A 26,795-nucleotide genomic window follows, 5' to 3' on the forward strand; every position below is an offset into this window, starting at 1 on the left:
CCGCGTTCCACGCCGTGGCTGGCGTCGACCGGAACGATGTTCAGCTTGTCAGCTGTGCCCCGTCCGGAGAGGATCGACACGGGCTGGCCATGCACTGCGCAGCCGCGGGCGGCATCCCCGGGGCAGTTGTTACACTGGCGGCGAAACGCGGACAGGGGCACGTTGAACGGCATGCCAGGCATGGACGCATCCAGACTCAGCGCGACAGCGTGGCTTTCGCGCGCATGGGCCACGGCGCTGGCCTGTGCATGGCTGGCCGCGGGCCCGGCCCTGGCTCTGGACCCGGCGCAGCCGACCGGGCGCTACACGGTCACCCGCTGGAACGCCGACGACGGCCTGCCCCACGGCCAGGTCCATGCGATCAGCCAGGACGGCGACGGCTTCCTGTGGATTGCGACCTGGGAAGGCACGGTGCGCTTCGACGGGCGCGATTTCCGCGCGGTCGAGGACCTGAACCACCCCGACGGCCGGCGCCTTGCGTCGCGCCAGATCATGCGCCACGGGGACGGGATGCTGGCGTCGGTCGACCATCTCGGCCTGATGTACGTGCCCGATGGCGGGCGCGCGCGCCCGGCATGCGTGGATGTTCCCGGGCTGGAGGTTGCGCGGGTGGCACCTGGCACCGATGGCGGCTACTGGATCGTCGCCCGCCAAGGCCTGTACCGGGCCGACGGGGCCGGAGCCTGCGCGCGCGCCGGGGGCGGGGACGCGCTGGCCGGACTCGACGTGCTGGCGCTGCTGGCACAGGAGGACGGAAGCCTCCTGGTCGGCAACCGGCACGGCCTGTATCGCTGGAACAACGGCCGCCTGGAGACCCTGGGCGCGGACCTGGGACTGCCCGCGGGCGAGATCCGGGGCCTGGTACGGACGCAGGACAAAGCCCTGTGGATCGGCGGCGAACATGGCGTCTGGCGGCTGCGCGGCGATCGCCTGGAGCGGCTGCGCCGCGGTGCGGTCGAAGGGATCATCCAGGACCGCCAGGGCGCGCTGTGGGTCGCCGCCACCGACAGCACGCTGCTGCGCTACTGGCAGGGCGAATGGCAGCAGCTGGACCAGCGCCACGGCATCGAGGGTTTCGCCTCCGGCGCGCTGTTCGAAGGGCGCGAGGGCCTGGTCTGGATGGGGACCACGCATGGCCTGTTCCGCGTCGGCGACGGGCCGGTCTGGGGCGTGGGCAAGGAGCAGGGGCTGCGCAACGACTACGTCCGCAGCCTGGTGGAGACGGCCGACGGCCAGGTCTGGGTGGGGCATTCCGGCGGCTTGAGTCGCCTCCGCGACGAGCGGGTGGAGGTCCTGCTGCCGCGGTCGGGATGGCCGTCGGCGTCGGTGCTGTCGCTGGCGCCGGCCTCCGATGGCGGCGTCTGGGCGGGCACCTACAACCGCGGCGTGATGCACTTCGCTCCCGGTGCCGAGGCGCATGCGCGCGCCCTGGTCCCGGAAGGCAGCCCGCTGGCCACCGAGCAGGTCCGCGCGCTGCTGGAGGATCCCGACGGGACGCTGTGGATCGGCACCGAGCGCGGGCTCACGGCCTGGCGGGACGGCCAGGCCGCGGCGCAGCCCTTCCCCGCGCTGCCGGCGCTCCCGGTCCGCGCCCTGCACCACGCCGACGACGGCACGCTCTGGGTCGGCCTCCTCGGCGGGTTGGCGCGACGCGGACCCGATGGCCGCCTGGCGGTACTGGAGCCGGAGGTCGACTTCCCGGCACTGTCCGCCTTCGACTTCCTGTCCGATCCCGACGGCACGCTCTGGATCGCGAGCGACCGCGGCGTGCTGCGCCATCGCGATGGCGCCTTCAAGCTCTACGGGCGGCGGGAAGGACTGACCGGGAGCGCGCTGTTCCGGATCCTGCCCGACGACTTCGGCAACCTGTGGGTCAGCAGCAACGAGGGCGTGACCCGGATCCCGCGCCGTGCATTCGACGAGGTCGACCGCGGCAAAGTGGTGCAACTCGACATGCAGTCCTTCACCCGCGACGACGGCATGCCCAGCCGCCAGTCCAACGGCGGCAGCTCGCCGGCCGGCTGGCGCATGGCCAGCGGCGAGCTGTGGATGCCGACCGCGGCCGGGATCGCGGTCTTCGATCCCGCCCGGGTCGCGGACGCGTCCGCCGGCCAGGTCGCGCTGGTGATCGACCGGGTGCTGGTGAACGGCGTGCCGGCGACGGACGTCCCGCCCGGCGGGCGCGTGCTGATCCAGTACACCGGCATCAGCCAGCGCAGTCCGAACAGCCTGCGCTACCGCTACCGGATGCAGGGCGTCGACGCCGACTGGATCGAAGCCGGCACCGCCGGTGAAGTGACCTACACCCACTTGCCGGCGGGCACGGCGCGGTTCGAGGTCCAGGTGGCGCGGGCGCCGGCGGACTGGTCGCGCCCGGCCAACCAGGCGCAGGTGGAGCTCGCGGTCGCGACGCCCTGGTGGGCGCGCACGAGCGTGCGCCTGCTCGGCGTGTCCGGACTGGCGCTGCTGCTGGCCGGCCTGTACGCCTGGTCGGACCGCCGCCAGCGCGGGCGCCAGCGGCGGCTGGAGTCGAAGGTCGCGCAGCGGACCGAGGAGCTTCGCGAGAAGAACGCCGAACTGGAACAGGCATCGCGCGAGCGCGAACAGCTGATGGAGCAGCTCGCCCACCAGGCACACCACGATGCCCTGACCGGCCTGCCCAACCGCCGCGCCTGCGACCTGTGCCTGGAGTCCGCGGTGGCGCGCGCCGAGGCCACCGGCAGCCCGCTGTGCGTGGCGCTGCTCGATGTCGACCGCTTCAAGGCCATCAACGATCGCCACGGGCACCAGGTCGGCGACCAGGTCCTGGCGCACGTGGGCGCGCGCCTGCTCGACTCGCTGCGGGATCCGTCCGTGTTCGTGGGGCGGACCGGTGGCGAGGAGTTCCTGGTGGTGCTCCACGACATGACCCTGGACGCTGGCCGGTCCCGGGTGGAGCAGGTGCGCATGGACATCGCCGCGCTGCGGATCGCATCGCTCGGCGACGACCTGGTGTGCACCATCAGCGCGGGCCTGGTGGAGCGCGCCGCGGGCGAGCAGCCGGACGACCTGCTGCGGCGTGCCGACGAGCGCCTGTACGAGGCCAAGCGCAGCGGCCGGGACCGTGTCGTCGCGGCCTGAGGCGGGCCGCATGCCCCGCTGGGCGGGGCACGGGCGCGTGGCTCAGCTGCGCTTGGCGCGGGCGAAGGCGTCGGCCAGGGCGTTGTTGGCCGGTGCCGCGGCGGTGCGCGCGGGGGTGCCGCCGCCGCGGGCCGCGGGGCCGCCGCGATGGTTGCCGCCACCGCCACGGTTGCCGCGCGGGCCATCATCGCGGCGCGCATCCGGCCGCGCATCCCGCGGCGCCGGGGTGTCGTCCAGGCGCCGGGTCAGCGCGATGCGCTTGCGCGCCACGTCGACCTCCAGCACCTTCACCTTGACGATGTCGCCGGCCTTCACCACCTCGCGCGGGTCCTTCACGTAGCGGTCCGACAGCGCCGAGATGTGGACCAGGCCGTCCTGGTGCACGCCGATGTCGACGAAGGCGCCGAAGGCGGCGACGTTCGACACCACGCCTTCCAGGATCATGCCTTCGCGCAGGTCCTTGATGTCCTCGACGCCGTCGGCGAACACCGCGGCCTTGAACTCGGGTCGCGGGTCGCGGCCGGGCTTTTCAAGCTCGGCGAGGATGTCGCGCACGGTCGGTTCGCCGAAGCGCTCGTCGGTGAACTCGCGCGCCTTCAGCGTGCGCACGAAACCGGCGTCGCCCACCAGCGCGTGGATCGGCCGGCCGGTCGCGGCCACGATGCGCTCGACCACCGGATAGGCTTCCGGGTGCACGGCGGAGCCGTCCAGCGGCTCGTCGCCGTCGGCGATGCGCAGGAAGCCGGCGCACTGTTCGAAGGTCTTGTCGCCCAGGCGCGGCACCTTCAGCAGGTCCTTGCGGCGCTTGAAGGGGCCGTTGGCATCACGATGGGCGACGATGTTCGCGGCCACCGTCGACGACAGGCCGGACACGCGCGCCAGCAGCGCGCTCGATGCGGTGTTCACATGCACGCCGACCGCGTTCACGCAGTCCTCGACGCGGGCGTCGAGCGCGCGCGCGAGGCGGTACTGGTCGACGTCGTGCTGGTACTGGCCGACGCCGATCGCCTTGGGTTCGATCTTGACCAGTTCGGCCAGCGGGTCCTGCAGGCGGCGCGCGATCGACACCGCGCCGCGGATCGACACGTCGAGGCCGGGGAACTCCTTCGCGGCAAGCTCCGACGCCGAGTACACCGAGGCACCGGCCTCGCTGACCACGATCTTCTGCAGCTTCAGTTCGGGCGCGGCCTTCATGACGTCGGCGGCGAGGCGGTCGGTCTCGCGCGACGCGGTGCCGTTGCCGATCGCCACCAGCTGCACGCCGTGTTCGGCGCACAGCCTGCGCAGCGTGTGCACCGACTGGTCCCACTGTTTGCGTGGCTCGTGCGGATAGATCGTGTCGGTCGCGACCAGCTTGCCGGTCGCATCCACCACCGCGACCTTGCAGCCGGTGCGGATGCCCGGGTCGATGCCGAGCACGGCCTTCGGTCCCGCGGGCGCGGCCAGCATCAGGTCCTTGAGGTTGTCGCCGAACACGGTGATGGCTTCGGCTTCGGCCTTCTCGCGCGCCTGCGCGAACAGGTCCAGCATCAGGTGCAGCTGCAGCTTCGCGCGCCAGGCCAGGCGGCAGGCGTTGAGCAGCCAGGCGTCGGCGGCGCGGCCGTCGTTGCGGATGCCGGCCTGCAGGGCGACGCGGCCCTCGGCGTAGGCGTTGCCGGCGTCGAGGTCGGCGCCCGGGTCGAGTTCAAGCTGAAGGAATTCTTCGCGGCGGCCGCGGAACAGCGCCAGCAGGCGGTGCGAGGGAATCTTCGACAGCGGCTCGGCGTGGTCGAAGTAGTCGCGGAACTTCTCTCCCGCGGCCTCCTTGCCTTCGGCCACCTTCGAACGGATCACGCCGCAGCTTGCCAGCCATTCGCGAAGTTCGCCGACCAGGCTCGCGTCCTCGCCCCAGCGCTCGAGCAGGATCGCGCGTGCGCCTTCAAGCGCTGCCTTCGCGTCGGCCACGCCCTTTTCGGCGTCGACGAACTGCAGCGCGAATTCCTCCGGCACCTGCGCCGGATCGGCCAGCAGGCCGTCGGCCAGCGGCTCCAGCCCGGCCTCGCGCGCGATCTGGGCGCGGGTGCGGCGCTTCTGCTTGTACGGCAGGTAGAGGTCTTCCAGGCGCGCCTTGCTGTCGGCGGCCTCGATGTCGGCGCGCAGTTCGTCCGTCAACTTGCCCTGCTCGTCGATGGTGGCGAGGATCGCGGCGCGCCGGTCTTCGAGTTCGCGCAGGTAGGCCAGGCGCGTTTCAAGATCGCGCAGCTGGGTGTCGTCCAGGCCCTCGGTGACTTCCTTGCGGTAGCGCGCGATGAAGGGCACGGTCGCGCCTTCGTCGAGCAGGCCGACGGCGGCCTCGACCTGGGTCTGTCGGGCACCGATCTCATCGGCGATGGTCCGGGCGATCTTGCGCGCGAGCGCGGTCTTGGGGTCAGCCATCAGTGGTCTTGCATCGGGCGGCGCAAGCCGCGGAGGCGCCGATTGTGGCCCCGCATCGCGATGCGCGGAACCCGTTGACAGCGCGCCGCGCGCGGGTCAGGCGCGCTGCGCTCACACGCGGCGGGTTGCCGCTCCGTGGTCACGCCGGCGTCGCCAGGGCAGCGGCAGGCCAAGCAGCATCAGCGCCGCCCAGGCGATTCGGCTGGAGACGCTTTCGCGGTCGGGTGCATGCAGCGCGCCGGCTTCGCGCCGGGAGTCACGCGAGCTGCGGTCTCCGCTGCCGCCGGTATCGCCCGCGACAGACACGTGCTCAAGGCCGTGGGCGCCGTGAATGCTGCCTTGGTCGCCTTCGTCGAACGGCGCATCCTCGTCCAGCGCGTATTCACCGGCGTCCAGCGCCGCCAGCACGCGTCGCGCGTGGATGGCCTGCGCGTCGGGCACGCGCAGCCGCATGCCGCCGATGGCCAGCCGCCATTCCCAGTTGGCGATCGCGGTGCCGGTATCGTCCAGGCGCGCGGGGATGCCTTCCGCCTGCAGCAGGCCGGCCGCGAGCTGGGCTTCGATCGGATCGGTATAGGCGGCGACGGTGGTGAACATGGTCGATCCCTACGGTACGCTGCCGGCATGCGCATCGCCATGATCACCCTTGCCGCGCTGGGCCTTGTTGCCGGATGCGGCAGCGAGGCACCGGCACCCGTCCCGGCGGCGTCCACTGCCGCGGTCGATCCCGCCGCCGCGCGCGTGGTCGAGGAATGGCCGCTGCCGGCGATGCTGCCCGGTTCGGCGCTTCCCGACCTGGCCGCCGTCGACGGCGGGAAGCTGCTGCTGGCCTGGACCAATTCGCAGCCCGGGCGCCGCCACATCCTGCAGTTCTCCAGCTACGACCTCGCAGGCGCGCGCTGGGAATCGGCGCCGGTGACGATCGCGGTGGGCAACAGCATGTTCGTCAACTGGGCCGACACGCCGCACATCATGGCCACGCCCAACGGCGCGCTGTGGGCGCACTGGCTGCAGAAGAACGGCGACGCGCCCTATGCCTATGACGTCCGGCTGAGCACCTCGCTCGACGGCGGCCGCAGCTGGAGCGAGCCGGTGAGCCCGCACGATGACGGCACGCAGACCGAACACGGCTTCGTCTCGATATGGCCGCAGGGACAGGGCACGCTCGGGATCGCGTGGCTGGACGGGCGCAACACTGCCGGCAACGGGCACGCGGACCACGACGCAGCGGACGCAGCGGGCGCAGCGGGCGACGCGGCAACCGGTGCGACGACGGGCGCGGCAACGAATGCCGCCAGCGGCGGCACCGATGCGATGACGAACGCCGCCAGTGCCGCTGCCGTTGCAGACCCGGCTGCGATGACCCTGCGCGCCGCAAGCTTCGACGGCCACCTTCGCCAGGCCGCCGACGTCGAGATCGACGCCAGCGTCTGCGACTGCTGCCAGACCAGCGCCGCGGTCACCGCGCGCGGTCCGCTGCTGGTCTATCGCGGCCGCGCCGAGGGTGAAGTGCGCGACATCCTGGCCACGCGCCTGGACGGCGAGGCCTGGACCACGCCGAAGGCGGTGCACGCCGACAACTGGGTGATGCCGGCCTGCCCGGTCAACGGGCCCGCGGTGGCCGCCGACGGTGACACGGCCGTGGTCGCCTGGTACACGGCCGCCGATGGCGACGTGCCCGAGGTACGCATCGCCTACAGCGGAGATGCCGGTGACAGTTTCGCTGCACCGGTCACGCTTGATCGCGGCGAAGCGGTGCACGGTCGCGTCGCCATTGCACTCGGCGATGGCCAGGCCTGGGTGCTGTGGCTGCGGGAAGAAAACGGTGGCCAGTCGCTGTGGCTGTCGCGGCGCTCGCCGGACCTGGTCACGGAGTTCGAGCGCATCGGTGTCGCCCACCTCACCGGCCGCGGCCGCGGCACCGGCTTCCCGCAGCTGGCGGTCGCCGGCGGCATCGCGCACGTGGTCTGGACGGATGTCCACGACGGCGTGCCCGGCCTGCGCGGCGCCCGGATCGTGCCGGCGACGGCCGGGCCGTGAGCGCCGCCGCCAGCTGATTCCGGCTGCCGCCGCCAGCCACGAACTTGTGGGAGCGGCCATGGCCGCGACCGGGCGAAGCGATGGCTTTGAGGTTGCACGCGATCCCGCAACGGCTTCGCAGCTATAGCTGCTCCCACAAGGGCTTCGCGGGTGGCTGCTGTTGCAACGGCTTCGCAGCTACAGCTGCTGCTGCAACTGATTTTGTAGGAGCGGCCATGGCCGCGACCGGGACGAACGATGGCTTTGAGGTTGCAGGCGATCCCGCAACGGCTTCGCAGCTACAGCTGCTGCTGCAACTGATTTTGTAGGAGCGGCCATGGCCGCGACCGGGGCGAAGCGATGGCTTTATGGTTGCAGGCGATCCCGCAACGGCTTCGCAGCTATAGCTGCTCCCACGAACGCTTCGCAGCTATAGCTGCTCCTACAGGGCTTCGCGGCTGCAGCCGCTCCTGCGAAAGCCGGCTAGCGTTCGTGGCGGTAGTTGACGGAGCCGCGGCTTTCCAGGGTGCTGGATTCGACTTCGATGTCGAAGCCCTTGCGCAGCAGGTACTTCAGCGTCAGCACCTGGCCGGTGCCCAGCAGCGAGACGCCGAAGCCGACGTACAGCCGCGGTGACAGCTGCTTGCCGATGCCGAGCACGCTGCCGCCGAGCGCGCGCGATTCCATCACGCCGGCGTCGTCGAGGCCGATCTGCTTGCCCAGCTGCCCTGCCAGCAGGCTGCCGCCGGCGTTGAGCGCCGCGGATGCGGCATCGAGGTCGCTGGCCTGGCGGCCGCTCAGGCTCGACAGCGGGCGTCCCAGCGCGAGCAGGGCCAGGGCTTCCGACTCGTCGCTGGCGGGATCGGTCCAGACCCGGGCGCGCGGCGCCGAGGCGCGGCCGTCGACGTTGATGCCGGCGGTCACGTCGCCGACCTTGCGCTCGGCGCGGATGTCGAGCAGCGGATCGGAGACCGGCGTGTTCGACCATTCAAGGCGGCCGCGGGTGATCGCCAGCTCCTGGCCATAGGCTTCATACCGGCCACCGACTTCGAGCATGCCCTGGCCGGTCATCTCGCGACCGGCGCGCGAGAGCACGCGCAGCTCGCCGGTCAGTTCGCCTTCGAGGCCGAAACCGTTCAGATGCACGTCATCGCCCATGGCGAGCGTGAGGTCGAGCTCCATCGCCATGGCCGGGCCCTCTTCGGGATCGACCGGGTCGAGCACCACCACGTCCGGCGACGCCGAGACGCCGTCGCTGAGCCGCTCCAGGTCCATGCGTGCGCTTGGCACCAGCACCCGGCCGCTGACCTGCAGTGGCCGGCCGGCGGCATAGCGCACCTCGATGTCGGGGCTGGCGACCGCGCGCAGGTCGCGGGTGTCGGACAGCAGCACGTTGTCGCCGCGCACCTGCAGCAGCAGCGGCGAGCCCTCCGTTTGCCAGCCGAGGCTGCCGTCGATCGCCAATCGCCCGTCGCCGCCGGTGCCGAGCGTGCCGCTGATGCGCGCGCTGCCGTCGGGCAGGGCCTCCAGCCGGGCCTGGCCATCAACGATCGCGATAGCCAGCGACGGGATCTCGGCGCTGAAACCGGTCAGGGCGGCGCTGCCGCCAAGCCGCGGTTCGGCGCGGGTGCCCGCCAGGCTGACGTCGGCGTCCAGGCGTCCCTCGGGCGAGACGATGTCGGGCGAGAACAGTTCAAGCCAGGTCAGCTCGCTGGTGGCAGCGGTGATATTGCCTTCCAGCGGTGCGTACGCGTCCCAGCCGGTGCGCAGCTGCGCGTCGATGCGGCCGCTGCCGTTGAAACCCAGGCCGAGCGTTGCGGCGATGCGGTTGGCATCGAACTCCGCGTCCAGCGCCAGGCCGCTGTAGGACAGCACGTCGCGGCGTGAGCGCGCGCTGGTGCGCAGCGCACCGCTGGCCGAGGCGAGGTTGAAATGGCCCTGCCAGGCATTGCCGGCCGGGCGCAGGCGGCCGTCGATGTCGATATTGCCCTCGAGGAACCAGGGGCGGCCGCTGCCCTGTTTGGGAAGGTACGGAGCGACCAGGGCAAGCGGCAGCTGTTCGCCGTCGATCGACAGCCCCTGCCGCGGCCAGTCGGCGCTGGCGCAAAGGTGGCCGCCGACCTCCGGGGCCAGGCAGGCCGGCGACAGCGTCCAGCGCCCGCCCGCTGCCTGGGCGAAGGCGGCCGTGGACTGCAGGCGCCAGGCGGCACCGACCGCAGGGGCGACCTGGAGCGCGTCGAGCGCGCCGCGCCAGAGGCCGTTGCCGCCGCGCCGGGCGCTGCCGGACAGCGTCGCGTGGCCGATGTCGCCGCGGGCCTCGGCGTCGAGCTGAAGGTCTTCGACCGCACCGCGCGCGCGCAGCGCCAGCGTGTCCAGGGCCAGGCCCGCCTGCACGCCGCGCGCGTCGAGCTTGAGCTCGCCGCCGCCGCTGCGCCAGGGCAGGTGGCCACGCAGCTGCAGGCTGTCGGCGGTGTAGTCGCCATAGCGCAGCCCGCTGCCGTCGAGGTCGGCGCGCAGGTCGGGAGTGTTGCGCTCGCCGGCGACGGTGAGCGTGCCCTGGACGCGTCCCGCGGTGCCGGGCAGCAGGTCGTCGAGCTGCAGCGGCGCCAGCGTCGCTTCAATGTCGAGCCGCTGGTCGACGCGGCCGCGGGCGTCGATCCGGCTGCCGCCGACGCTGAGCGCGGCCTCGCCCTCGTAGGCCGCCGGCGCGGTGCTGCCGGTGGCGGCGCCGTGCATGGCGACGCTGGCGCTGCCGGAGAGCCGGCGTCCGCGCAGCTGGCCGCCAAGGTCGTTGGCATCGACGGTGAGCTCGAGGCCGCCGTCGTCGCGCGTACTGCCGGTGGATGAAATGCGGCCGTCGATCGCGCCGCTGAAATCGGGGGCGAAGTAGCCGGGGTCGAAGCCGGCGAGTTCGGCATCGATCGACCAGCCCGGCGCCGGCGCCCAGGCCACGTGCCCGCTGCCGTCCAGGCTGCCGCCGGGCGTGCGCGCGACCAGGCTGCGCAGGTCCAGGCGCGACTGGTCGCCGAGGCCACGCAGCTCGACCTCGGCGGCTTCGCCATCGCGGGTGAGCGTGGCCTGGCCGACCACGGCCCAGGCCTCGGCGGTGCCGGCCAGGCCGATATCGGCGTCGGCGTGCACGGTCGCGGCGGGATCGGCGGCGGCCCCGTCCGCGGGCGTCGGTGCCCAGGCCAGGCCGCGCGCAAGCACTGCGTAGCGGACGCTGGCGGCCTGCGGATCGGCGAAGTCGCCGCGGCCGGTGACGGTGATGCGGCCGTCGAGCACGTCGACCACCAGCGGGTCGAACTCCAGCACCTGCTCATCGAGGATGGCCACCGAGGGCTGCACGGTGGCGCGGAATTCGCCGTACGCGATGTCGCCCCGCAGCTCGGCGCGGCCGCCGGTGCCGCGGGCGTCGAGGTCGAAGGCCAGCGGCGTGCCGGGCTCGCCGGCACCTGCCAGCAGCGCGGGATCGAGCGCTTCGCTGGCGGCGGTGAACGTCCACCGCGGCGCGTCCTCGCCGCCGCGCAGGCCCAGACGCGCGCGCACCGGTGCCGGCGCATGCCCGGACAGCGCCACGTCGAGCGCGGCCACGTTGCCGCGTGCCACCAAACCCAGGCGCGGCCGCGTGCTGCCCGCGGGCGCCGGCAGCAGCGCCGAGGCGGTGAGGTCCATGCGGTAGTCGTCGCCGGGCGCGTACTCGCCGCCGGCCCTGAACACGCCGCGGTCGCTGTCGACAACGATGTCCTGCAGGCGCAGCAGCCCGCTGCGTGCCTCCATGCCGCCGCGGACGCTGGCGATGTCGATCATCGGCTCGCCGCCGCGCAGCACGCGGAAACCGTCGATCTCGATGGCGTCGGCCTGCAGGCCGAGCGGTGGTTCGATCTGCGGCAGCACCTCGGGCCAGCGCGGCAGCGAGAACGGTTCGCCGTCGTCGGACGGCGGCAGCTCCAGCACCGCGCCCTCGACCTCGGCCGCGTCCAGGCGCAGCACGCGGCCGAGCAGCGGTCGCAGCGCCGGGTCGATGGTGACCCGCCTGGCGCTGAAGCGCAGCGCGTTGGGCGCCGCGCACTGGCCGTAGGGCACCGGCGTGTCGTCGACTTCGGGACAGACCAGCTGCTGGAAGGCGACGTCGTGCAGCGTCAGCGGCCCGGACGCCGGGCCTTCGGCATCGCGCCATTCCAGCGTGGTTCCGGCGGGCAGGCGCGACACCACCTGCGACAGCAGGAAGTCGCGGCCGCCAAGCGTCGACAGCAGCCACCACGCCACCACCAGCACCAGCACCAGCAGCGCCGCGATGCCGATGGCGCTGCGGATCGCCAGCGCGCGCATGCGCGCCTTGCGCCGCGCGCGCAGATCCGCGATCCGCGCCTCGCGCTCTTCGGGAGTGGGGTCGGGCGTGCGGGCCACTACAGGCTGGTCCCGATGTTGAGATGCAGGGTGAAGGGCGAATCCGGATCGTCCAGGCCGCGGGCGATATCCAGCCGCAGCGGGCCGACCGGCGTCTGCCAGCGCAGGCCGACGCCGACGCCGGTGCGCAGGTCGGGCGAGCCGTCGTAGGCGCTGCCGGTGTCGACGAAGGCACCGATGCCCCAGGGCCCGCCGCCGAAGTAGTGTTCGTACTCGGCGCTGGCGGTGAACACATGGCGCGCGCCCAGGGCGAAGCTGTCGTCGTCATCGTCGACCACGCGCGGGCCGACCTCGCGCCATTCGTAGCCGCGGATGCTGCCGTCGCCGCCGGCGTAGTAGCGCAGGCTCGGCGGCATGTCGACCAGGGCGCTGGTTTCGGTGCGGCCGTACTCGCCGCGCAGGATCAGCCGGTCGCTGTCGCCGATGCCCAGGTACCAGTGCGCGCGCGCGTGGACCTGGGCGAAGCTGGCCTCGGAGCCCGCACCTTCCACACCGCCGCGAAGCAGCAAGCTGCCGCTGTAGCCGCTGCGCGGGAACAGTGCGTCGTCGAGGTCGACGTAGGTCGCGCGCAGCGAGGGATAGGTGAACGTGGCATAGCGGTACACCGGTGGCGTCGTGGGATCGGCGTCGGCCTCGTACTCGTAGGCCCAGCGTTCGCGCAGCGCGTGCATCGAGGCCACCAGGTTGAGGTTGCGGTTGTACTGGCCGCTGCGGCTGGCGACGAACTCGATGCGCCGGGTGTCGATGTAGTCGGTCTGCTCGTCGGCGGCCTGCAGGCTGGCCGTGTACCAGCCGTCGAGCCAGCGGAAGGCCGGGATCCGGTACTGCAGGGTCAGGGTCTTGCGGTTCTGGGCATAGTCCACCTGCCACAGCGCCTTGTGTCCGCGGCGGTTGACGTAGCGGCGCTCCTGCCCGAGGCGGACGCCGGCGCCGCTGTCGGTGCCGTAGCTCAGGCCGGCGCTGTAGACATCGCGCTTGGCCGGCGTGAGCGTGACGTCCACCGGCACCCGGCCGTCCTCGGCCTCCCCGGGGCGCGGGGTGATGTCGACGCGGCTGAAATAATCGAGCGAGTTGAGTGAGGTGCGCAGGCGGTCCAGGCGGCCCTGGTGGTAGTACTGGCCTTCTTCCCAGTACACCAGGCGTTCGAGCAGGCTGTTGTCGACCACCTCGTGCGGCGCCTGCGTGAAGCGCGTTGCGCCCATGTCGTAGCGGTCGCCGCTGGTCCAGACCAGTTCGATGTCGGCGGCTTCTTCGGCGCGGGTGACCGCGACCCGGCGGGCGGAGAAATCGGCGTCGAAATAACCGCGCTCCGCCAGCCGGCGGCTGATCCGCGCCTTGCTGGCTTCATAGGTCGGGTGGTGCAGTACAGAGCCCTCGCGCGGAATGAAGTCGTCGACCTCTTCGCTGAGGTAAGGGTCGTCGTGGCCATCGCCGATGATGGCGATGTCGGCGCGGCGCACGCGCACGGGGTCGCCGGGTTCCACCGTGATCACCACCGAAACCGGCGCCTGCGCGTCGTCGCGCGCGCGCCCGGGGTCCCGGTCGGCCTCGCGGACCACGGCCGCGGTCGCGGCCGCCGTATCGGCCGCGTCCTGGCCCTCGGTCGCAGCGGTGTCCAGCACCACCCGGCGCTCGCCGTTGCGCACGCGCTCGACCACGATCCGCGGAGAGTAGTAGCCGAAGGGTTCCAGCGCCTCGCGGGTCTCGTCATCCGCGGCGCGAAGCATGTAGCCCAGGCGGCGCCAGCCCAGTTCATCGCCGATGGCATCGACCAGCGACAGCGACGTGCGGACGTTTTCTTCCATCTCGTCGTCGAGGCCCTTGACCTCGACCGAGGAGACGCTGACGGCATGCGCGCCGCCGGTGGCTGCGAGCAGAAGGGCGGCGAGGAGTGCGCGGCGGGGCGGATGCATCGATGAAGGATACAGGGGGCGTGTCGAGGCGCGATTAACGCAATCCGGCCCGGGCCCGGTGTCAGGCCGACAGGTGTTCGATGGCCGCCACGCTGCCCAGTCGCGAGGACAGCCGCTGCAGCAGCGCCAGGCGGTTGCCGCGCAGGGCGGGATCTTCGGCGTTGACCATCACCGCGTCGAAGAACGCATCGACCTGCGGCCGCAGCCGGGCCAGGCGCGCGAGCGCATCGCCGTAGTTGCCGGCGGCAAGCGGCGCGCCGGTGTCGGCGTAGGCGGATTCCACCGCGGCGGCCAGGGCCTGTTCGGCCGGCTCGTGCAGCAGCGTGGGATCCACGGTATCGGGCACCGTGCCCTCGGCCTTGCGCAGGATGTTGCGGATGCGCTTGTCGGCGGCGGCCAGGGCCTCGGCCTCGGGCAGCTTCGCGAAGCTGGCGATGGCGTCGATGCGGCGGTCGAAGTCGCGCAGCGACGCCGGGCGCAGCGCGGCCACGGCATTGAACTGCTGCACCGGCACGCCGCGGCCGGCGTAGTAGCCGCGCAGGCGCTCGATGACGAAGTCGTAGAGTTCATCGACGGCGGAATGCTGGTCCGCGTCGCGTTCGGCGACCGCCTGCTCCAGGGACTTGCGGGCGCGGGCTTGCTCTTTCTCGCCGCTTGCCGAGGCGAGTGCGGAGTCGGCGGTGTCGACCATGGCGGCCAATGCCAGCCGACGCGCGGAGTCCAGCATTCCGTGGACATCCAGCTCCAGCCCGCCTTCGATGATCGTGCGCGCAAGCGCCAGCGCGTTGCGGCGCAGGGCGAAAGGATCCTTGTTGCCGGTGGGCTTGAGCCCGGCCGCGAACCCGCCGGCCAGGGTGTCGATGCGTTCGGCGATCGCCAGCAGCCGGCCCAGCGGCGAAGGCGCGATGGCGTCGCCGGCGCCGCGGGGCTGCCAGGCTTCGTCCAGCGCATTGGCCAGCGCCTCGCGATCGCCAGGGGACAGTCCCGCAAGCGCTGGATCCTGGATCGCGTAATAGCGCCCGGCGATGCCCTGCAGCTCGGGGAATTCGTTGACCATGCGTGACTGCAGGTCGCCCTTCGACAGCAGCGCGGTCTGGCGCGCAAGCGCCGCGTCGATCCCCGCCGCCGGTGCCAGCGCCTCCGCCAATGCGGCCACGCGCGCGGCCTTGTCGGCCACGCTGCCGAGCTTCGCCTGGTAGGTCACGGTGGCCAGGCCGTCGTTCATCGCCGACAGGCCCTGCTTCATGTCTTCGATGAAGAAGAAGCGGGCGTCGGCGAAGCGCGGGCGGATCACGCGTTCGTAACCCTTGCGCACTTCGGATTCGTCGCGCGAGGCGATGTTGGCCACGCCGATGAAGTGCTCGGTCAGGCGGCCGTCCCCGCCCAGCACCGGGAAGAACTTCTGGTTGGCTTCCATGGTCGCCACCAGCGCCTCCTGCGGCACGGCCAGGAAGCCGGGGTCGAAGGAGCAGGCCACGGCCGATGGCCATTCGACCAGGCATTCCACCTGCGCCAGGTTGCCGGGCTCGATGCGCGCGGTGCCGCCGAGCTTCGTGGCTGCGGCCTCGACGCCGGAGATGATGGCGGCGCGGCGCTCTTCGGGATCCACCAGCACCTTCGCACCGCGCAGCGCGTCGACGTAGTCGCCGGGTGCGCCGATCCAGGCCGGCCGGTCATGCATGAAGCGATGGCCACGGCTCATGCGGTCGGACGCGATGCCGAAGGCACTGGCCGGCACCACGTCGCCGCCGAGCAGCACCACCAGCCAGTGCACGGGGCGGGCGAAGGCGTGCGCATGCGCGCCCCAGCGCATCGCCTTGGGCACCGGGATCGCCGCGATGGCTTCGTCCAGCACCTCGGGCAGCAGGTCGCGCGTGGCGGCGCCGGTTGTCACCGAGCGGTGCACGAAACGCTCGCCCTTCTGGTCGGTGGTGCGTTCGAGCGTGCTCCAGTCGACGCCGGCCTTCTGCGCGAAACCCTGCAGCGCTCGCGTCGGCTGGCCTTCGGCGTCCAGGGCGATGTTGACGTAGGGGCCCAGCACTTCGGACGCGCGGTCGGGTTGCACCGTGGCCACCCCGTCCAGCAGGACGGCGAGCCGGCGCGGTCCGTACAGCGGCCGTGCGCCCTCTGCGAAGGCGATGCCACGCGCGGTGAGTGCGTCGCGGACTCCGTCGAGGAACGCGCGTGCCAAGCCCGGCAGCGCGGCGACGGGAAGTTCGTCGGTGCCCAGTTCGATCAGGAGTGGAGCGGTATCGGTCACGGAAGGTCCTTGTTGACCGCGATGAGGTGGCCCAGGCCGTTGCCCGGCGTGGTCGGTTTGCGGTCGCCGTTGAGCATCAGCAGGACGATGCCGGCCAGCGGCATCAGCAGCACGCCGAACAGCAGCCAGAGCCACGCATTGCGCCCGGTCTGCTGCGCCCAGTACGCGGCGAAGAATCCGAACGCCACCGGCGCGGACCAGGCGTAGACGAATGCAATGGAGAAGACCTCGGTCATGCGCTGTGGCTCCCTGTCAGGCGACGTTCTTCGCGGCGGACTTCAGCCCGGGGAAGCCGAGCTTCTCGCGCTGCGCGAAATAGGCTTCGGCGACCGCCTGCGACAGCCTGCGCACGCGCAGGATGTAGCGCTGGCGCTCGGTGACGCTGATCGCGCGCCGGGCATCGAGCATGTTGAAGCTGTGGCTGGCCTTCATCACCTGCTCGTAGGCGGGCAGCGGCAGGCCGAGTTCCACCAGCTTCATCGCCTCGGCCTCACAGGCGTCGAAGCGGTGGAACAGCTCGGCGACGTCGGCGTGCTCGAAGTTGTACGTGCTCTGTTCGACTTCGTTCTGGTGGTACACGTCGCGATAGGTGACCGGCGTGCCGTCGGGGCCGTGCGTCCACACCAGGTCGAACACGTCGTCGACGTTCTGCAGATACATGCACAGGCGCTCGAGGCCGTAGGTGATCTCGCCCAGCACCGGCTTGCACTCGATGCCGCCGGCCTGCTGGAACCAGGTGAACTGGGTCACTTCCATGCCGTTCAACCAGACTTCCCAGCCCAGGCCCCAGGCGCCGAGCGTCGGCGATTCCCAGTTGTCCTCGACCAGGCGCAGGTCGTGCACCAGCGGGTCCACGCCGACGCTCTTCAGCGATTCGAAATAGAGCTCGACGATGTTGTCGGGCGAGGGCTTCATCACCACCTGGTACTGGTAGTAGCGCTGCAGGCGGTTGGGGTTCTCGCCGTAGCGGCCGTCGGTGGGACGGCGGCAGGGCTGCACGTAGGCGGCGTTCCACGGCTCCGGCCCGAGCGAACGCAGGAACGTCGCCGGGTGGAAGGTGCCGGCGCCGACCTCGAGGTCGAGCGGCTGGACCAGCACGCAGCCCTGCGCGGCCCAGAAGTCGTTGAGCCGCTGGATCAGCTGCTGGAAAGTGGGTGCGGTCATGCGCGGTCCGTGCCCGCCGGAGGCGGCGTGGATGGAGGGCGGGCTAGTATAGCGGCCGCCCCCGCGCGCCCCGCGGCCGCACGTCCAAGGTTGCACTGCATGCCCCGGAACACACCTCCTTTCCTGGTCCTCGAGACCGGCCGTCCCGTGGCATCGATGCGCCGCCACGGCAGCTTCGCGCACTGGATCCGCACCGCCGCCGGGCTGTCGCGCGGCGAGGTCGAGGTGGTCGATGTGCAGTCCGGTGACGCAGCGCCGTCGCATCGCGGCTATGCCGGCGTGCTGGTCAGCGGCTCCGGCGCCATGGTCAGCGACCGCGAACCCTGGAGCGAGCGCACGGCCGACTGGCTTCGTGACGCGGCCCACGACGGCGCGCAGCTGTTCGGCATCTGCTATGGCCACCAGCTGCTGGCGCACGCGCTGGGCGGCACCGTCGCCGACAACCCCCGCGGCCGCGAGATGGGCACCGTCGCCATCGACCCGGGTCCGGAGGCCAAGGGTGATCCGCTGTTCGCCGGCCTGCCGGAGCGCTTCCTGGCCCAGGCCACCCATCTGCAGAGCGTGCTGGAACTCCCGGCCGGCGCCGTCGCGCTGGCGTCTTCCGACCTCGACGACAACCATGCCTTCCGCTGGGGCGACGCGGCCTGGGGCGTGCAGTTCCACCCGGAATTCAGCGCCGGCCACATGCGCGGCTATATCGACGCGCGCCGCGACAGCCTGGCCGCCGAAGGCCTGGACCCGGCCGCCATGCGCGCCGGTGTGCGCGCCGCGCCGGACGCACGTCGGGTATTGCGCCGCTTCGTGCGCCGCGCGCGCCGCCACGCCTGAGGTCGCCGGGTTACGATAAGCGGGCGTGGCGTCGCCACGGACACACTGCTACCCGGGGACACTGGATGAGTACACGCACGATGGGCCCGGCTTCCGGCTGGCGCTGGCTGATGAACGCCGTGAACCTGGGCGGCGGCAACCCGCGCGCGGTCCTTGGCGGCGCGGCGCTGATGATGCTGGTTGCACTGGTGCCCAGCCTCATCCAGATCGTGGTGCAGAGCGTCCTGGGCGTCACCAGCGCCGGGGTGATGATCGCGCTGATGGGCTTCTCGGTGCTGTTTTCGCTGCTGGTGATGGGTCCGCTGTTCGCAGGCTACCTGCGGCTGTTGCACGCCAGCGAATCCGGTGCGCCAACCCGCGCGGCGGCGATCTTCGATGTCTTCGGCGGTGGCCAGGGCGCCGGCCGCGTGATTGGCGTGCTGCTGGGGCTGATCGCGGTTGGCATGGTGCTGTTCGGCGCCGTGGCGTTCGCCTTTGGCGGCGACTTCTTCGCCCAGATCGGTTCGGTGTTCGAAGCGCTCGAGGGCGCGGAGCCGGGCACCACGCCGGTGCTGCCACCGCTGCCAAGCGGCCTCGGCACCTTCCTCGGCCTGCTGTTCATCGTCGGCATGTTTTTCAACGGTGCCTACGCGATCGCCCTGGGGCAGGTCGCCCTTGGCGGCCGGGGCATTGGCGAGGCCCTGGGCGACGGCCTGCTCGGCGCCCTGCGCAACCTGCTGCCGCTGCTGGTGCTGAGCATCGTGGTGACGGTGGCCGGGATGGTGGCGCTGCTGCTGCTGGGCCTGGTCGTGGCGGTGCTGATGGGCGTGGGCAGCATGGTGCATCCGGCCCTGGGCATGGTGCTTGCCGCGCCGGCCTATCTTGCGGCGATGGTTGCGCTGTACGTGGTGATGTTCGGGGTCATGTACTACATGTGGCGCGATGTCTGCGACGGTCCGGCCGAGGGTGGCAGCCAGCACGAAGTGGTGGCCTGACCCGGCTCAGCCCCACAGCGCCCGGTCCAGCGCCGCCTGCATCGGCACGGCCATCGCCTGCGCGGCCCAGGCCAGGGCTGCCAGCCACGCGACCGCCTGAAGGACCAGCCAGGCCGTGGCCCATGGCGGCATCCGCTCCGGTGCGCCGGGTGCAAGCACCACGCGGGTCCGGCTGAGCCGGTCGTGCAGCGCCGCGTGATCGGGCGCAAGGCCGGCCAGCAGGTGGCCGATGTTGAGGCTCAGCCACGACAGGGTGCCGGCCAGGAACCTTGCGAGCGCCACACCTGTTCCAATGCGGTCGCCGGCCAGGTCGACCACGCGCAGGCCGAGCGCGCGCTTGCCGGGCGTGGCCTGCAGCGGTGAGCGTTCGAAGCCGACGCACCATGCCAGGAACAGGGTTACGAAGACCGCCATCGGCACGCCCAGCAGCCCGATCAGCGCCGACTGGAGGTCGGCCGCGGCCGCGAGCAGGGCTGGATCGCGCAGCGAGTCGCGGGCCAGGCTGGTCATGGCGCCCGGGTCGGGGGCTGTCGAAGCGGACGTGGCGGGGGACAGGATCATCGCCGCCATGCGCTGCGCCACGGCATCGACCAGCGCGCCCCAGGATTGCGTGAACGTTGCCGCCGCCCTGTGCATGGCATCCCGGCACAGCAGCAGCACCGGCAGCGCCACCAGCGCCGCATCCAACGTCCATGCCGCGCAGCGCCGCCAGAAGCCGGCGGGGCGCATCAGCCGGTGCCGGTGCCGCTGTCGCCGGCGGCGTCGGGCCGCGGCGCGACCATGCGCGCGGCGATGATCCCCGCCTCGTACAGCAGGCACATCGGGATCGCCAGCAGCAGCTGCGAGATCACGTCCGGCGGGGTGATGACCGCGGCCAGGATGAAGATGCCGACGATCGCGTAGCCGCGCGATTCCTTCAGCTGCGCCGGCGTCACCCAGCCCATCAGCACCAGGATCACCAGCGCCACAGGCAGCTCGAAACTGATGCCGAAGGCGAGGAAGATCACCAGCACGAAGTCGAGGTAGGCGTTGATGTCGGTCATCATTTCCACGCCCTCGGGCGTGACCATGGTGAGGAAGCCGAACACCGAGGGCAGCACGACGTAGAAGGCGAACGCGCAGCCGGCGTAGAACAGCAGCAGCGAGCTTGCCAGGAGCGGCAGCGCGAGGTGCTTCTCGCGCTTGTACAGCCCCGGCGCCACGAACGACCAGGCCTGGTAGAGCAGCCACGGCATGCTCAGCACCACGGCGGCGAAGAACGCGAGTTTCAGCGGAGCGAAGAACGGCGACGCGACCTCGACCGCGATCAGGTGCGCGCCTTCGGGCAGCTTGGCCACCAGCGGCGCCGACAGCCAGGCATACAGCCTGTTGGCGAACGGCAGCAGCACCAGCAGCACCACGCCCAGGCCGGCCAGCCCGCGCATGATCCGGCTGCGCAGCTCGAGCAGGTGGTCGAAGATGTGGCCTTCGCCCTCAGTGCCGGCCATCGGTGTCTCCATTGGCCAGTGGGGGCGGGTCGCTGCCTGCAGGGTCCGCAGCCGCGGTGCCGGTGCCGGAATCGGCGTGGACGTCGCCCGCGGCCTCGGCCTCCGTGGCCCTGTCCGCGCCGGTGTCCGCAGCCGCGTCGGCGCGGGCGCCGGGCTCCACGCCGCCGGCAAGCTCGTCGCGAAGCGCCACGAGTCCGCGCTGCGCGTCTTCGCCGGTCTGGCGCACGTCGCGGTCGACGTCAGTGACCGCCGTGCGCACTTCGCGCTCGAGGTCGGTGGCCGCGGTGCGCGCGGCGTCGAGGTTCTGCTTCAGTTCGTCGGCGGCCAGTTCGCGCTCGAGCTCGGACTTCACCGAATACCACTGCGCGCGCGCGCGCCGCACCCACAGGCCGGCGAAGCGCGCGGCCTTCGGCAGGCGCTCGGGGCCGAGCACCACCAGCGCCACCAGCGCCACCAGCGCCAGTTCGGTGAAGCCGAGGTCGAACATGCCGTGCGGCCCGCCGCGCCGGGATCAGCGCTGCACGGTGTCGTCGTCGCGCTCGGTCTTGCGCTCACCGTCGCGGGTCTGGTCGCCGAGCTGGCCGGCCGGTTTGTCGTCTTCGTCGGCGATGCCCTTCTTGAAGCCCTTGACGGCTTCGCCCAGGTCGCGGCCGGCGCCGCGGAGGCGCTTGGTACCGAAGATCAGCAGCACGACCACCAGGACGATGATCCAATGCCAGATGCTGAAACTGCCCATGCCGCTACCTGCGTGTGTTCGGGCGCTCAGGATACCAAGTCGCCCGCGGCATGGACCGCGGGCGCTGCATCCGGCGCGTCAGTCGATGGGATCGGGAAGCGGCGCCGGCAGGCCGTCGGCCGGAAGCGGCTCGGAGGTCACCGGGGCGTCGTCGACCGGCTGGAACGCGCTGGGGCCCTGCGGCGGCACGCTGTCGGAGCGGATGGGCGCGGTCTCGACGACCGGTGCGGGCGCTGTGGCCGCCGCGGTGTCGGTTCCGGCGGTGGCGCCCGAGGCTCCATCGGTGCCGCGATTGGCACGCGCCAATGCCGTGGCCTCCTCCAGGCTGTCGCGGAAGTCGACCACCGCGGCCGAAGGCTGGCCGGTGGCGCGGCCCTCGAAGATCATCCGTGGCGTGGTGTCGCGGCCATAGGTGGCCTCGTTGGCCTCGTCGTCGATCGAGAGCACGGCGCCATCAAGTGCCACGCCGGCAAACAGGCCGCGCGCACGCGACCACGACCAGATCTCGGCCTTGAGCTCGCCGTCGGTGGCGGTCGAGGCGTTGCGGCCCACCGGGCCGGCGGCAACCCCGGCGTCGGCGCCGAGGGTGAACTTGCCGTTGACGATCGACTCCAGGCCGCGCTGGCTGCGGAAGACCAGCACCACGTCGGCCGATTGCACGCCGGCCTGGAAGCCGATGCTGCCGCCGGTGAGCTTGACGAAGCTCGGGTTGGACCAGGTGCCGTCGGGATTCTTCACCGACATCAGGCCGTGGCCGCGGCGGCCGCCGATCACCAGGCCCACCTTGAGGGTGTCGGGCACGACCACGATCGCGTGGCCTTCGTCGAACAGCTTTTCCGGAATCGCCGACTCCGGGATGGCCTGGATGTCGGTGAGTACGCGCACCGCGTTGAGCGCGCGCGCATCCTCTTCGGGGCCGGCGGATGCAGGCGCGGCAACCAGCGCAAGGCACAGCGCGGCGGCGAGGACAGGCAGGCGGAGCAGGTGGCGCTTGGCGGTCATGGACGACTCCGTGGCGGATACGGCGGTATTGGGAGGATGCGACCCGGGGCGTGCGATGTCGACCGCGCCGCGTGGGCCGTCAGGCTAGTCGCGCGGCCATGAATCGGCGGTGAGCCCGGGTGCCGCCGCTCCGGACCGCATGGCCTGACCGTACACTGGCGGGCCGCGCCCGCACGCAAGACGCCAGCAGCCGATCATGATCGAAGCCACGCCTCCAGCCCGCGACGTCCTGTTGCTGGCCAACCTTGGCACGCCCTCCGCGCCGACCGCGGACGCCGTGTCGCGCTACCTCCTCGAGTTCCTGTCCGACCCCCGCGTGGTGCAGCTGCCGCGCCTGTTCTGGCAACCGCTGCTGCGGCTGGTGGTGTTGCCGCTGCGCTCGCGCAAGGTCGCGCACAAATACGCCGAGGTGTGGATGGATGGCGGCTCGCCGCTGGAAGTGCACACCCGCCGGCTGGCGCAGGCGGTGCAGGCGCTGCTGCCCGGCGTGCATGTCGAACACGTGATGCGCTACGGCGAGCCCGCGTTCACCCGCCGGCTGCGCGAACTGCGCGGCCAGGGCGCGCGCGTGCTGGTATTGCCCCTGTACCCGCAGTACTCGACCACCACCACCGCCTCGATGGCCGACGTTGTCGCGCGCGAGATGCCGGCCGCGCGCATGGTCGAGGACTACCATGTCGATCCCGCGTGGGTGGCCGCGGTCGCCGACTCGATCCGCGCGCACTGGGCGGCCAACGGCCGCGGCGACCGGCTGCTGTTTTCCTTCCACGGCATTCCGCAGCGCCTGGTCGACCAGGGCGATCCCTACCAGCAGCAGTGCCTCGCCGGCGCGCGCGCGATCGCCGCCGCGCTCGACCTGTCCGACGATGCCTGGCAGGCCACGTTCCAGTCGCGCTTCGGCGGCGGCAAGTGGCTGTCGCCGGCCACCGACGCCACCGTCCGCGGCCTGCCCGCCGAGGGCGTCCGCCGCGTCGACGTCGCCTGTCCGGGCTTCGCCGCCGACTGCCTGGAAACGCTGGAGGAGATCGCGCTGCAGAACGCGGAGTTCTTCCGCGAGGCCGGCGGCGCGGAGCTCTCCTATATCCCCTGCCTCAACGATGCGCCCGCGCACGCCGCTGCGCTCGCGGCGATCGCCACCCGCGGTTTCGACGCATGGCGTTGATGCGCGACTTCGCGCTCGCGCTGCCGATGGGCATCGTGCGCGGCCTGCGCATGGGCGACGCCGGCGCACCGCGCGTGCTGGCCCTGCATGGCTGGCTCGACAACGCCGCAAGCTTCGTGCCGCTGGCGCCGCTGCTCGGCGCGGTCGACCTGGTGGCGCCGGACCTGCCCGGACACGGCGCGAGCGACCACCTGCCCCGCGGCATGGACTACTCCTTCGCCGGTGCCGTGCATACCGTGCTCGACATCGCCGATGCGCTGGGCTGGGATCGCTTCGCGCTGCTCGGGCATTCGATGGGCGCGGGCATCGCCAGCCTGGTGGCCGCGGCCTGCCCCGACCGCATCGAGCGGCTGGTGGCCATCGAAGCCCTGGGCGCGCTGTCCGAAGAGCCCGGCCGCACCGTCGAGCGGCTGCGCGAAGCGGTGGCGTCCACGCGCGCGCTCGATGCCAAGCGCCTGCGCGTGTTCCCGGACCTCGATGTCGCGGTGCGCGCACGGATGAAGGCCAACGGCCTGGCTGACGCCGCCGCGCGGCTGCTGGTCGAGCGCGGCACGCTGGCGGTGGACGGCGGCTGGAGCTGGAGCAGCGATCCGCGCCTGACCCTGCCGACGATGGTGCGCATGACCGAGGCCCAGGTCGAGGACCTGGTGGCCGGCATCGCCTGTCCGACCCGGGTGCTGTTCGCCGATCCCGCCCAGCCCTACCTGCCTGATCCCGTGCGCCGCGCGCGCGCCGCGCTGCTGCCCGCCGGCGAGCTGCAGGTGCTGCCCGGTGGCCACCATCTGCACATGGAGGATCCGCAGGCGGTCGCCGCCGCGATCGGCGGCTTCCTCGCCGGCTGAGCGCGGCTCAGTGCCGCGTGGCCCTGTCGCGCAGCTGGATGCCGACCATGAGCTGTTGGCCATTGCGGCCGGTGAAGGTGTAGGTGGCTTCCCGCTCGCCGTGGCTGAAGCCGAGCATGGCGCTGTCGGCCTGCTGCATCGCCAGCGTCTGCGACCAGCCCTTGCGCTCCATGTCGCTACGCGCGGCCTTGAACATCGATGTGACCGAACCCTCCGCCTCTAGGCTCACCAGTCGCGCGCCACCGACGTCCATCACGCTGTTGATGCCGTAGTTCGCCGGCAGGAACACGTCGCCGGGGAAGTCCGTCGGCAGCGCGACGCCATCGCCCGCGGCGATGCTCATCGCACCTTCGCTGCCGCGGATGTCCAGCCGGTCGCCGTCGCGAGCCACGTCCATCTGCTTGCCCGTGGCGCGCTCGATCGCGGCTTCGGCCGCGGCGTCCGCGGCGTTCTGGCAGCCGCTTCCCAGGAGTACCAGGCCGGCCAGGAGCACGGGAAGCAGTGGGGGGTGCATTGGACTCGCTCCGGACTCGCCAACGTGGTGGCCTGATCCGTACAACGATGTCAGACGGGTGGACCGGACAGCACCCTCAGCATCGCCTTGAGTCGCCGGCCATGCTCGCGGAACCAGTCGCGCTCGGTGCGCCAGTCGGGGCAGCGGGCCTCGACTTCGGCCCAGAACGCCGGCGAATGATCGGCGTGCACCAGGTGGCAGAGCTCATGCACCAGCACGTATTCGAACGCCGCCGGCCGGCCCAGCACCAGCGAAAGGTCGAGCGCGAGCGTGCCGTCGGGCGCCAGTGAACCCCACTGCGAGGACATCGCCCTCAGGCGCACGCGTGCCGGCGCGCGCGGCAGCCCCGGCAGGTAGCGCGGCAGCCACGCGCCGATGTCGGCGCGGGCCTCGCCTTCGTAGAAATCGCGCAGGGCGCGGCGGAGCGCGTCGTCGCCGCCGCGGCCGGTGTGGCGGAACACCAGGCCGTCGCCATCGCGGACGATGCAGGCATAGCGACCCGGCTCCCAGCGGAGCGAAACCATCGCGCCCCGCAGCGGCAGCGCCGGCGTGGTGCCGCGCTCCAGCGGCGCGACGATGTCGTCGATGGCGTGCGCGCGCAGCTGGGCCTGCAGCCAGTCGCGGTGCAGTTCGAGGAAGCGTTCGCCCGAGACCACGCTGGCGCGCGGAGGCAGGGTCAGGCGCGCACCGCGTTCGTCGACCGACAGCCGCAGGCGGCGCGCGCGCGGGTCGCGCACGCGCAGCACCGCGACCTCGCTGCCGTCGTCCATCGCCAGCGCGATGGTGTCGCGCTGGATGTTGCGGGTGCCCGGTGCCGGGGACTTCGTGAGCAGCAGGCGGAGCAGGGACGACATGTGTGGATTCTACCGGCGCGCGCGCATGCGGTGTGCGTGCATGCGGCGCACGTACATCGCGTTCAGGCGTCGACGCGCGACAGCTTCAGCGCCGGCTCGAGGATTTCGAACAGACGCCGCACTTCGGCCGACATCAACATGAAGCGCGCATCGAGTTCGGCGCGCATGTCATCGCGGTCGCCGCCTTCGAGCTGGTCCACCGCGCCGTCGAGGAACTTGAGCTTGCGCAGCACCAGGTCCTCGCCCAGCACGAACGAGACGTGGTCGTCGAGCACCAGCGCCAGCTTCGTGACCTGCTTGCCGGCCTCGAGGTGGTGGCTGATCTCGTCGCTGCCCAGGTCCTGGCGCTGGCACTTCACGATCGCGCCGGTGTCGTTGCCGTCCTTGAGCTCGCACTCCTCGCCCAGCGACAGGCCCTCGGGCAGCGGCTCGCCCGCGATCCATCCCGTCAGCACGCTGCGCGGCGCGACTTCGGCGTTCGCCGGCAGCGCCGGGAAGCTGCCCAGCGCCTGGCGCAGCGCGGAGACCACCGCCTCGGCGTTCTTGCGCGACGAGGTATCGACGATGCACAGGCCGTGCTTGAGGTCGAGCATGGCGTCGGTGCGCGAGGGCCGGACGAAGGCGCGCGGCAGCAGTTCGTGGATCAGCTCGTCCTTCATGCGCTTGCGCGCGCGGCCACCGGGGCGGCGGCCTTCGCGCTCCTCGGCTTCGTCGAGCTTGCGCGCGAGCATGTCGTTGACCACGGCGCCTGGCAGCAGCCGGTCCTCGCCGCCGACCGCGACCCAGGCGGCGTCGTTGAGGCGATGGCTGTAGGCCTCCGACTCGCGGCCGAGCGCGGCGACGAAGCCGCTGGACGACAGCTCCAGCGGGCCGACGGGCTTGAGCGGATGGGTGGCAAGCGCCTCTTCAAGGCCATCCAGGTCGAGCGATTTGGGAAAGCGGAACAGGGTCAGGTTGCGGAAGAACATGGAGAATGGCTGCCGTGGTCGATGTGGGGGGTCAGGATGTGCGCGCGCTGTCTCAGGCGACGCGGCGGCGGCCCGCGGATGCGGGTCGGGACGAGCGTTGACGGAGCATCAGGACGCGTTGCCGGCG

At 71.9% G+C, this 26,795-nt stretch carries 21 protein-coding genes; 6 read left to right on the forward strand and 15 right to left on the reverse strand.

From position 1 onward, the window contains the following. Positions 1 to 180: 180 nt before the first annotated feature. On the forward strand, positions 181 to 3,120 hold the full coding sequence (locus WCD84_RS04405) for a two-component regulator propeller domain-containing protein (RefSeq protein WP_343280554.1): 2,940 nt from the start codon (positions 181 to 183) through the stop codon (positions 3,118 to 3,120). Between the two features lie 42 nt (positions 3,121 to 3,162). On the opposite strand, the gene WCD84_RS04410 is transcribed toward WCD84_RS04405, so the two are convergent. Further along, positions 3,163 to 5,535, reverse strand: a complete 2,373-nt coding sequence (locus WCD84_RS04410) for a Tex family protein (RefSeq protein WP_343280555.1) — start codon at positions 5,533 to 5,535, stop codon at positions 3,163 to 3,165. 111 nt (positions 5,536 to 5,646) lie between these two features. Next, a complete protein-coding gene (locus tag WCD84_RS04415) occupies positions 5,647 to 6,132 on the reverse strand; it encodes a putative signal transducing protein (RefSeq protein WP_343280556.1) in 486 nt (161 codons plus the stop codon). Positions 6,133 to 6,159: 27 nt separating this feature from the next. On the opposite strand from WCD84_RS04415, the gene WCD84_RS04420 reads away from it, so the two are divergent. Further along, on the forward strand, positions 6,160 to 7,575 hold the full coding sequence (locus WCD84_RS04420) for a sialidase family protein (RefSeq protein ID WP_343280557.1): 1,416 nt from the start codon (positions 6,160 to 6,162) through the stop codon (positions 7,573 to 7,575). Between the two features lie 462 nt (positions 7,576 to 8,037). Here the strand turns inward: WCD84_RS04420 and WCD84_RS04425 are convergent, their stop codons facing one another. The 5 genes from WCD84_RS04425 to glyQ all read right to left on the reverse strand — a co-directional run bounded on the left by WCD84_RS04425 (position 8,038) and on the right by glyQ (position 17,301). Next, positions 8,038 to 11,964 (reverse strand): translocation/assembly module TamB domain-containing protein, encoded by a 3,927-nt coding sequence (locus WCD84_RS04425; RefSeq protein ID WP_343280558.1) that lies wholly within the window; start codon positions 11,962 to 11,964, stop codon positions 8,038 to 8,040. After that, positions 11,964 to 13,877, reverse strand: a complete 1,914-nt coding sequence (locus WCD84_RS04430) for an autotransporter assembly complex protein TamA (protein ID WP_343280559.1) — start codon at positions 13,875 to 13,877, stop codon at positions 11,964 to 11,966. Before WCD84_RS04430 ends, WCD84_RS04425 begins: the two co-directional genes overlap by 1 nt. 61 nt (positions 13,878 to 13,938) lie before the next feature. Then, the gene (gene glyS, locus WCD84_RS04435) at positions 13,939 to 16,137 is read right to left on the reverse strand and encodes a glycine--tRNA ligase subunit beta (RefSeq protein WP_343280560.1); all 2,199 of its coding nucleotides are present in this window, start codon (positions 16,135 to 16,137) and stop codon (positions 13,939 to 13,941) included. Next, a complete protein-coding gene (locus tag WCD84_RS04440) occupies positions 16,134 to 16,373 on the reverse strand; it encodes a hypothetical protein (RefSeq protein WP_343254494.1) in 240 nt (79 codons plus the stop codon). Before WCD84_RS04440 ends, glyS begins: the two co-directional genes overlap by 4 nt. Before the next feature lie 16 nt (positions 16,374 to 16,389). After that, positions 16,390 to 17,301: a glycine--tRNA ligase subunit alpha gene (glyQ, locus tag WCD84_RS04445; RefSeq protein WP_343278749.1), complete on the reverse strand. Its 912-nt coding sequence runs from the start codon at positions 17,299 to 17,301 to the stop codon at positions 16,390 to 16,392. A 99-nt stretch (positions 17,302 to 17,400) separates the two neighbouring features. Between glyQ and WCD84_RS04450 the strand changes: the two genes are divergently transcribed. Both WCD84_RS04450 and WCD84_RS04455 read left to right on the forward strand, forming a co-directional pair. Beyond that, a complete protein-coding gene (locus WCD84_RS04450; RefSeq protein ID WP_343280561.1) occupies positions 17,401 to 18,129 on the forward strand; it encodes a glutamine amidotransferase in 729 nt (242 codons plus the stop codon). A gap of 65 nt (positions 18,130 to 18,194) precedes the next feature. Beyond that, positions 18,195 to 19,103: a hypothetical protein gene (locus WCD84_RS04455; protein ID WP_343280562.1), complete on the forward strand. Its 909-nt coding sequence runs from the start codon at positions 18,195 to 18,197 to the stop codon at positions 19,101 to 19,103. Between the two features lie 6 nt (positions 19,104 to 19,109). On the opposite strand, the gene WCD84_RS04460 is transcribed toward WCD84_RS04455, so the two are convergent. From WCD84_RS04460 to WCD84_RS04480, 5 genes are all read right to left on the reverse strand, one after another. After that, positions 19,110 to 19,832 (reverse strand): RDD family protein, encoded by a 723-nt coding sequence (locus WCD84_RS04460; RefSeq protein ID WP_343280563.1) that lies wholly within the window; start codon positions 19,830 to 19,832, stop codon positions 19,110 to 19,112. After that, entirely contained in the window at positions 19,832 to 20,590 is a 759-nt protein-coding gene (tatC, locus tag WCD84_RS04465) for a twin-arginine translocase subunit TatC (protein ID WP_343280564.1), read from the reverse strand. The genes WCD84_RS04460 and tatC overlap by 1 nt, the downstream gene beginning before the upstream one ends. Continuing rightward, entirely contained in the window at positions 20,577 to 21,077 is a 501-nt protein-coding gene (gene tatB, locus WCD84_RS04470) for a Sec-independent protein translocase protein TatB (protein ID WP_343280565.1), read from the reverse strand. Before tatB ends, tatC begins: the two co-directional genes overlap by 14 nt. A 24-nt stretch (positions 21,078 to 21,101) precedes the next feature. Further along, positions 21,102 to 21,326 carry a Sec-independent protein translocase subunit TatA gene (gene tatA / locus WCD84_RS04475; RefSeq protein ID WP_343254487.1) on the reverse strand — a complete coding sequence of 75 codons (225 nt, stop codon included), beginning with the start codon at positions 21,324 to 21,326 and terminating at the stop codon, positions 21,102 to 21,104. A gap of 78 nt (positions 21,327 to 21,404) precedes the next feature. Further along, on the reverse strand, positions 21,405 to 22,328 hold the full coding sequence (locus WCD84_RS04480) for a lipid-binding SYLF domain-containing protein (protein ID WP_343280566.1): 924 nt from the start codon (positions 22,326 to 22,328) through the stop codon (positions 21,405 to 21,407). Positions 22,329 to 22,524: 196 nt separating this feature from the next. On the opposite strand from WCD84_RS04480, the gene hemH reads away from it, so the two are divergent. Both hemH and WCD84_RS04490 read left to right on the forward strand, forming a co-directional pair. Further along, the gene (hemH, locus tag WCD84_RS04485) at positions 22,525 to 23,490 is read left to right on the forward strand and encodes a ferrochelatase (protein WP_343280567.1); all 966 of its coding nucleotides are present in this window, start codon (positions 22,525 to 22,527) and stop codon (positions 23,488 to 23,490) included. Then, a complete protein-coding gene (locus WCD84_RS04490) occupies positions 23,490 to 24,332 on the forward strand; it encodes an alpha/beta fold hydrolase (protein WP_343254547.1) in 843 nt (280 codons plus the stop codon). The genes hemH and WCD84_RS04490 overlap by 1 nt, the downstream gene beginning before the upstream one ends. A 7-nt stretch (positions 24,333 to 24,339) precedes the next feature. Here WCD84_RS04490 and WCD84_RS04495 read toward each other — a convergent pair whose 3' ends face one another. The 3 genes from WCD84_RS04495 to WCD84_RS04505 all read right to left on the reverse strand — a co-directional run bounded on the left by WCD84_RS04495 (position 24,340) and on the right by WCD84_RS04505 (position 26,668). Further along, complete coding sequence (locus WCD84_RS04495; protein ID WP_343280568.1) at positions 24,340 to 24,846, reverse strand: hypothetical protein; 507 nt, start codon at positions 24,844 to 24,846, stop codon at positions 24,340 to 24,342. A gap of 50 nt (positions 24,847 to 24,896) precedes the next feature. Further along, the gene (locus WCD84_RS04500) at positions 24,897 to 25,700 is read right to left on the reverse strand and encodes a YgjP family zinc-dependent metalloprotease (protein WP_343280569.1); all 804 of its coding nucleotides are present in this window, start codon (positions 25,698 to 25,700) and stop codon (positions 24,897 to 24,899) included. Between the two features lie 62 nt (positions 25,701 to 25,762). Further along, positions 25,763 to 26,668 carry a recombination-associated protein RdgC gene (locus tag WCD84_RS04505; RefSeq protein ID WP_343254482.1) on the reverse strand — a complete coding sequence of 302 codons (906 nt, stop codon included), beginning with the start codon at positions 26,666 to 26,668 and terminating at the stop codon, positions 25,763 to 25,765. Positions 26,669 to 26,795 lie beyond the last annotated feature (127 nt).

Origin of the sequence: Luteimonas changyuni (assembly GCF_039548395.1) — a bacterium.
Taxonomy (GTDB): Bacteria; Pseudomonadota; Gammaproteobacteria; order Xanthomonadales; family Xanthomonadaceae; genus Luteimonas.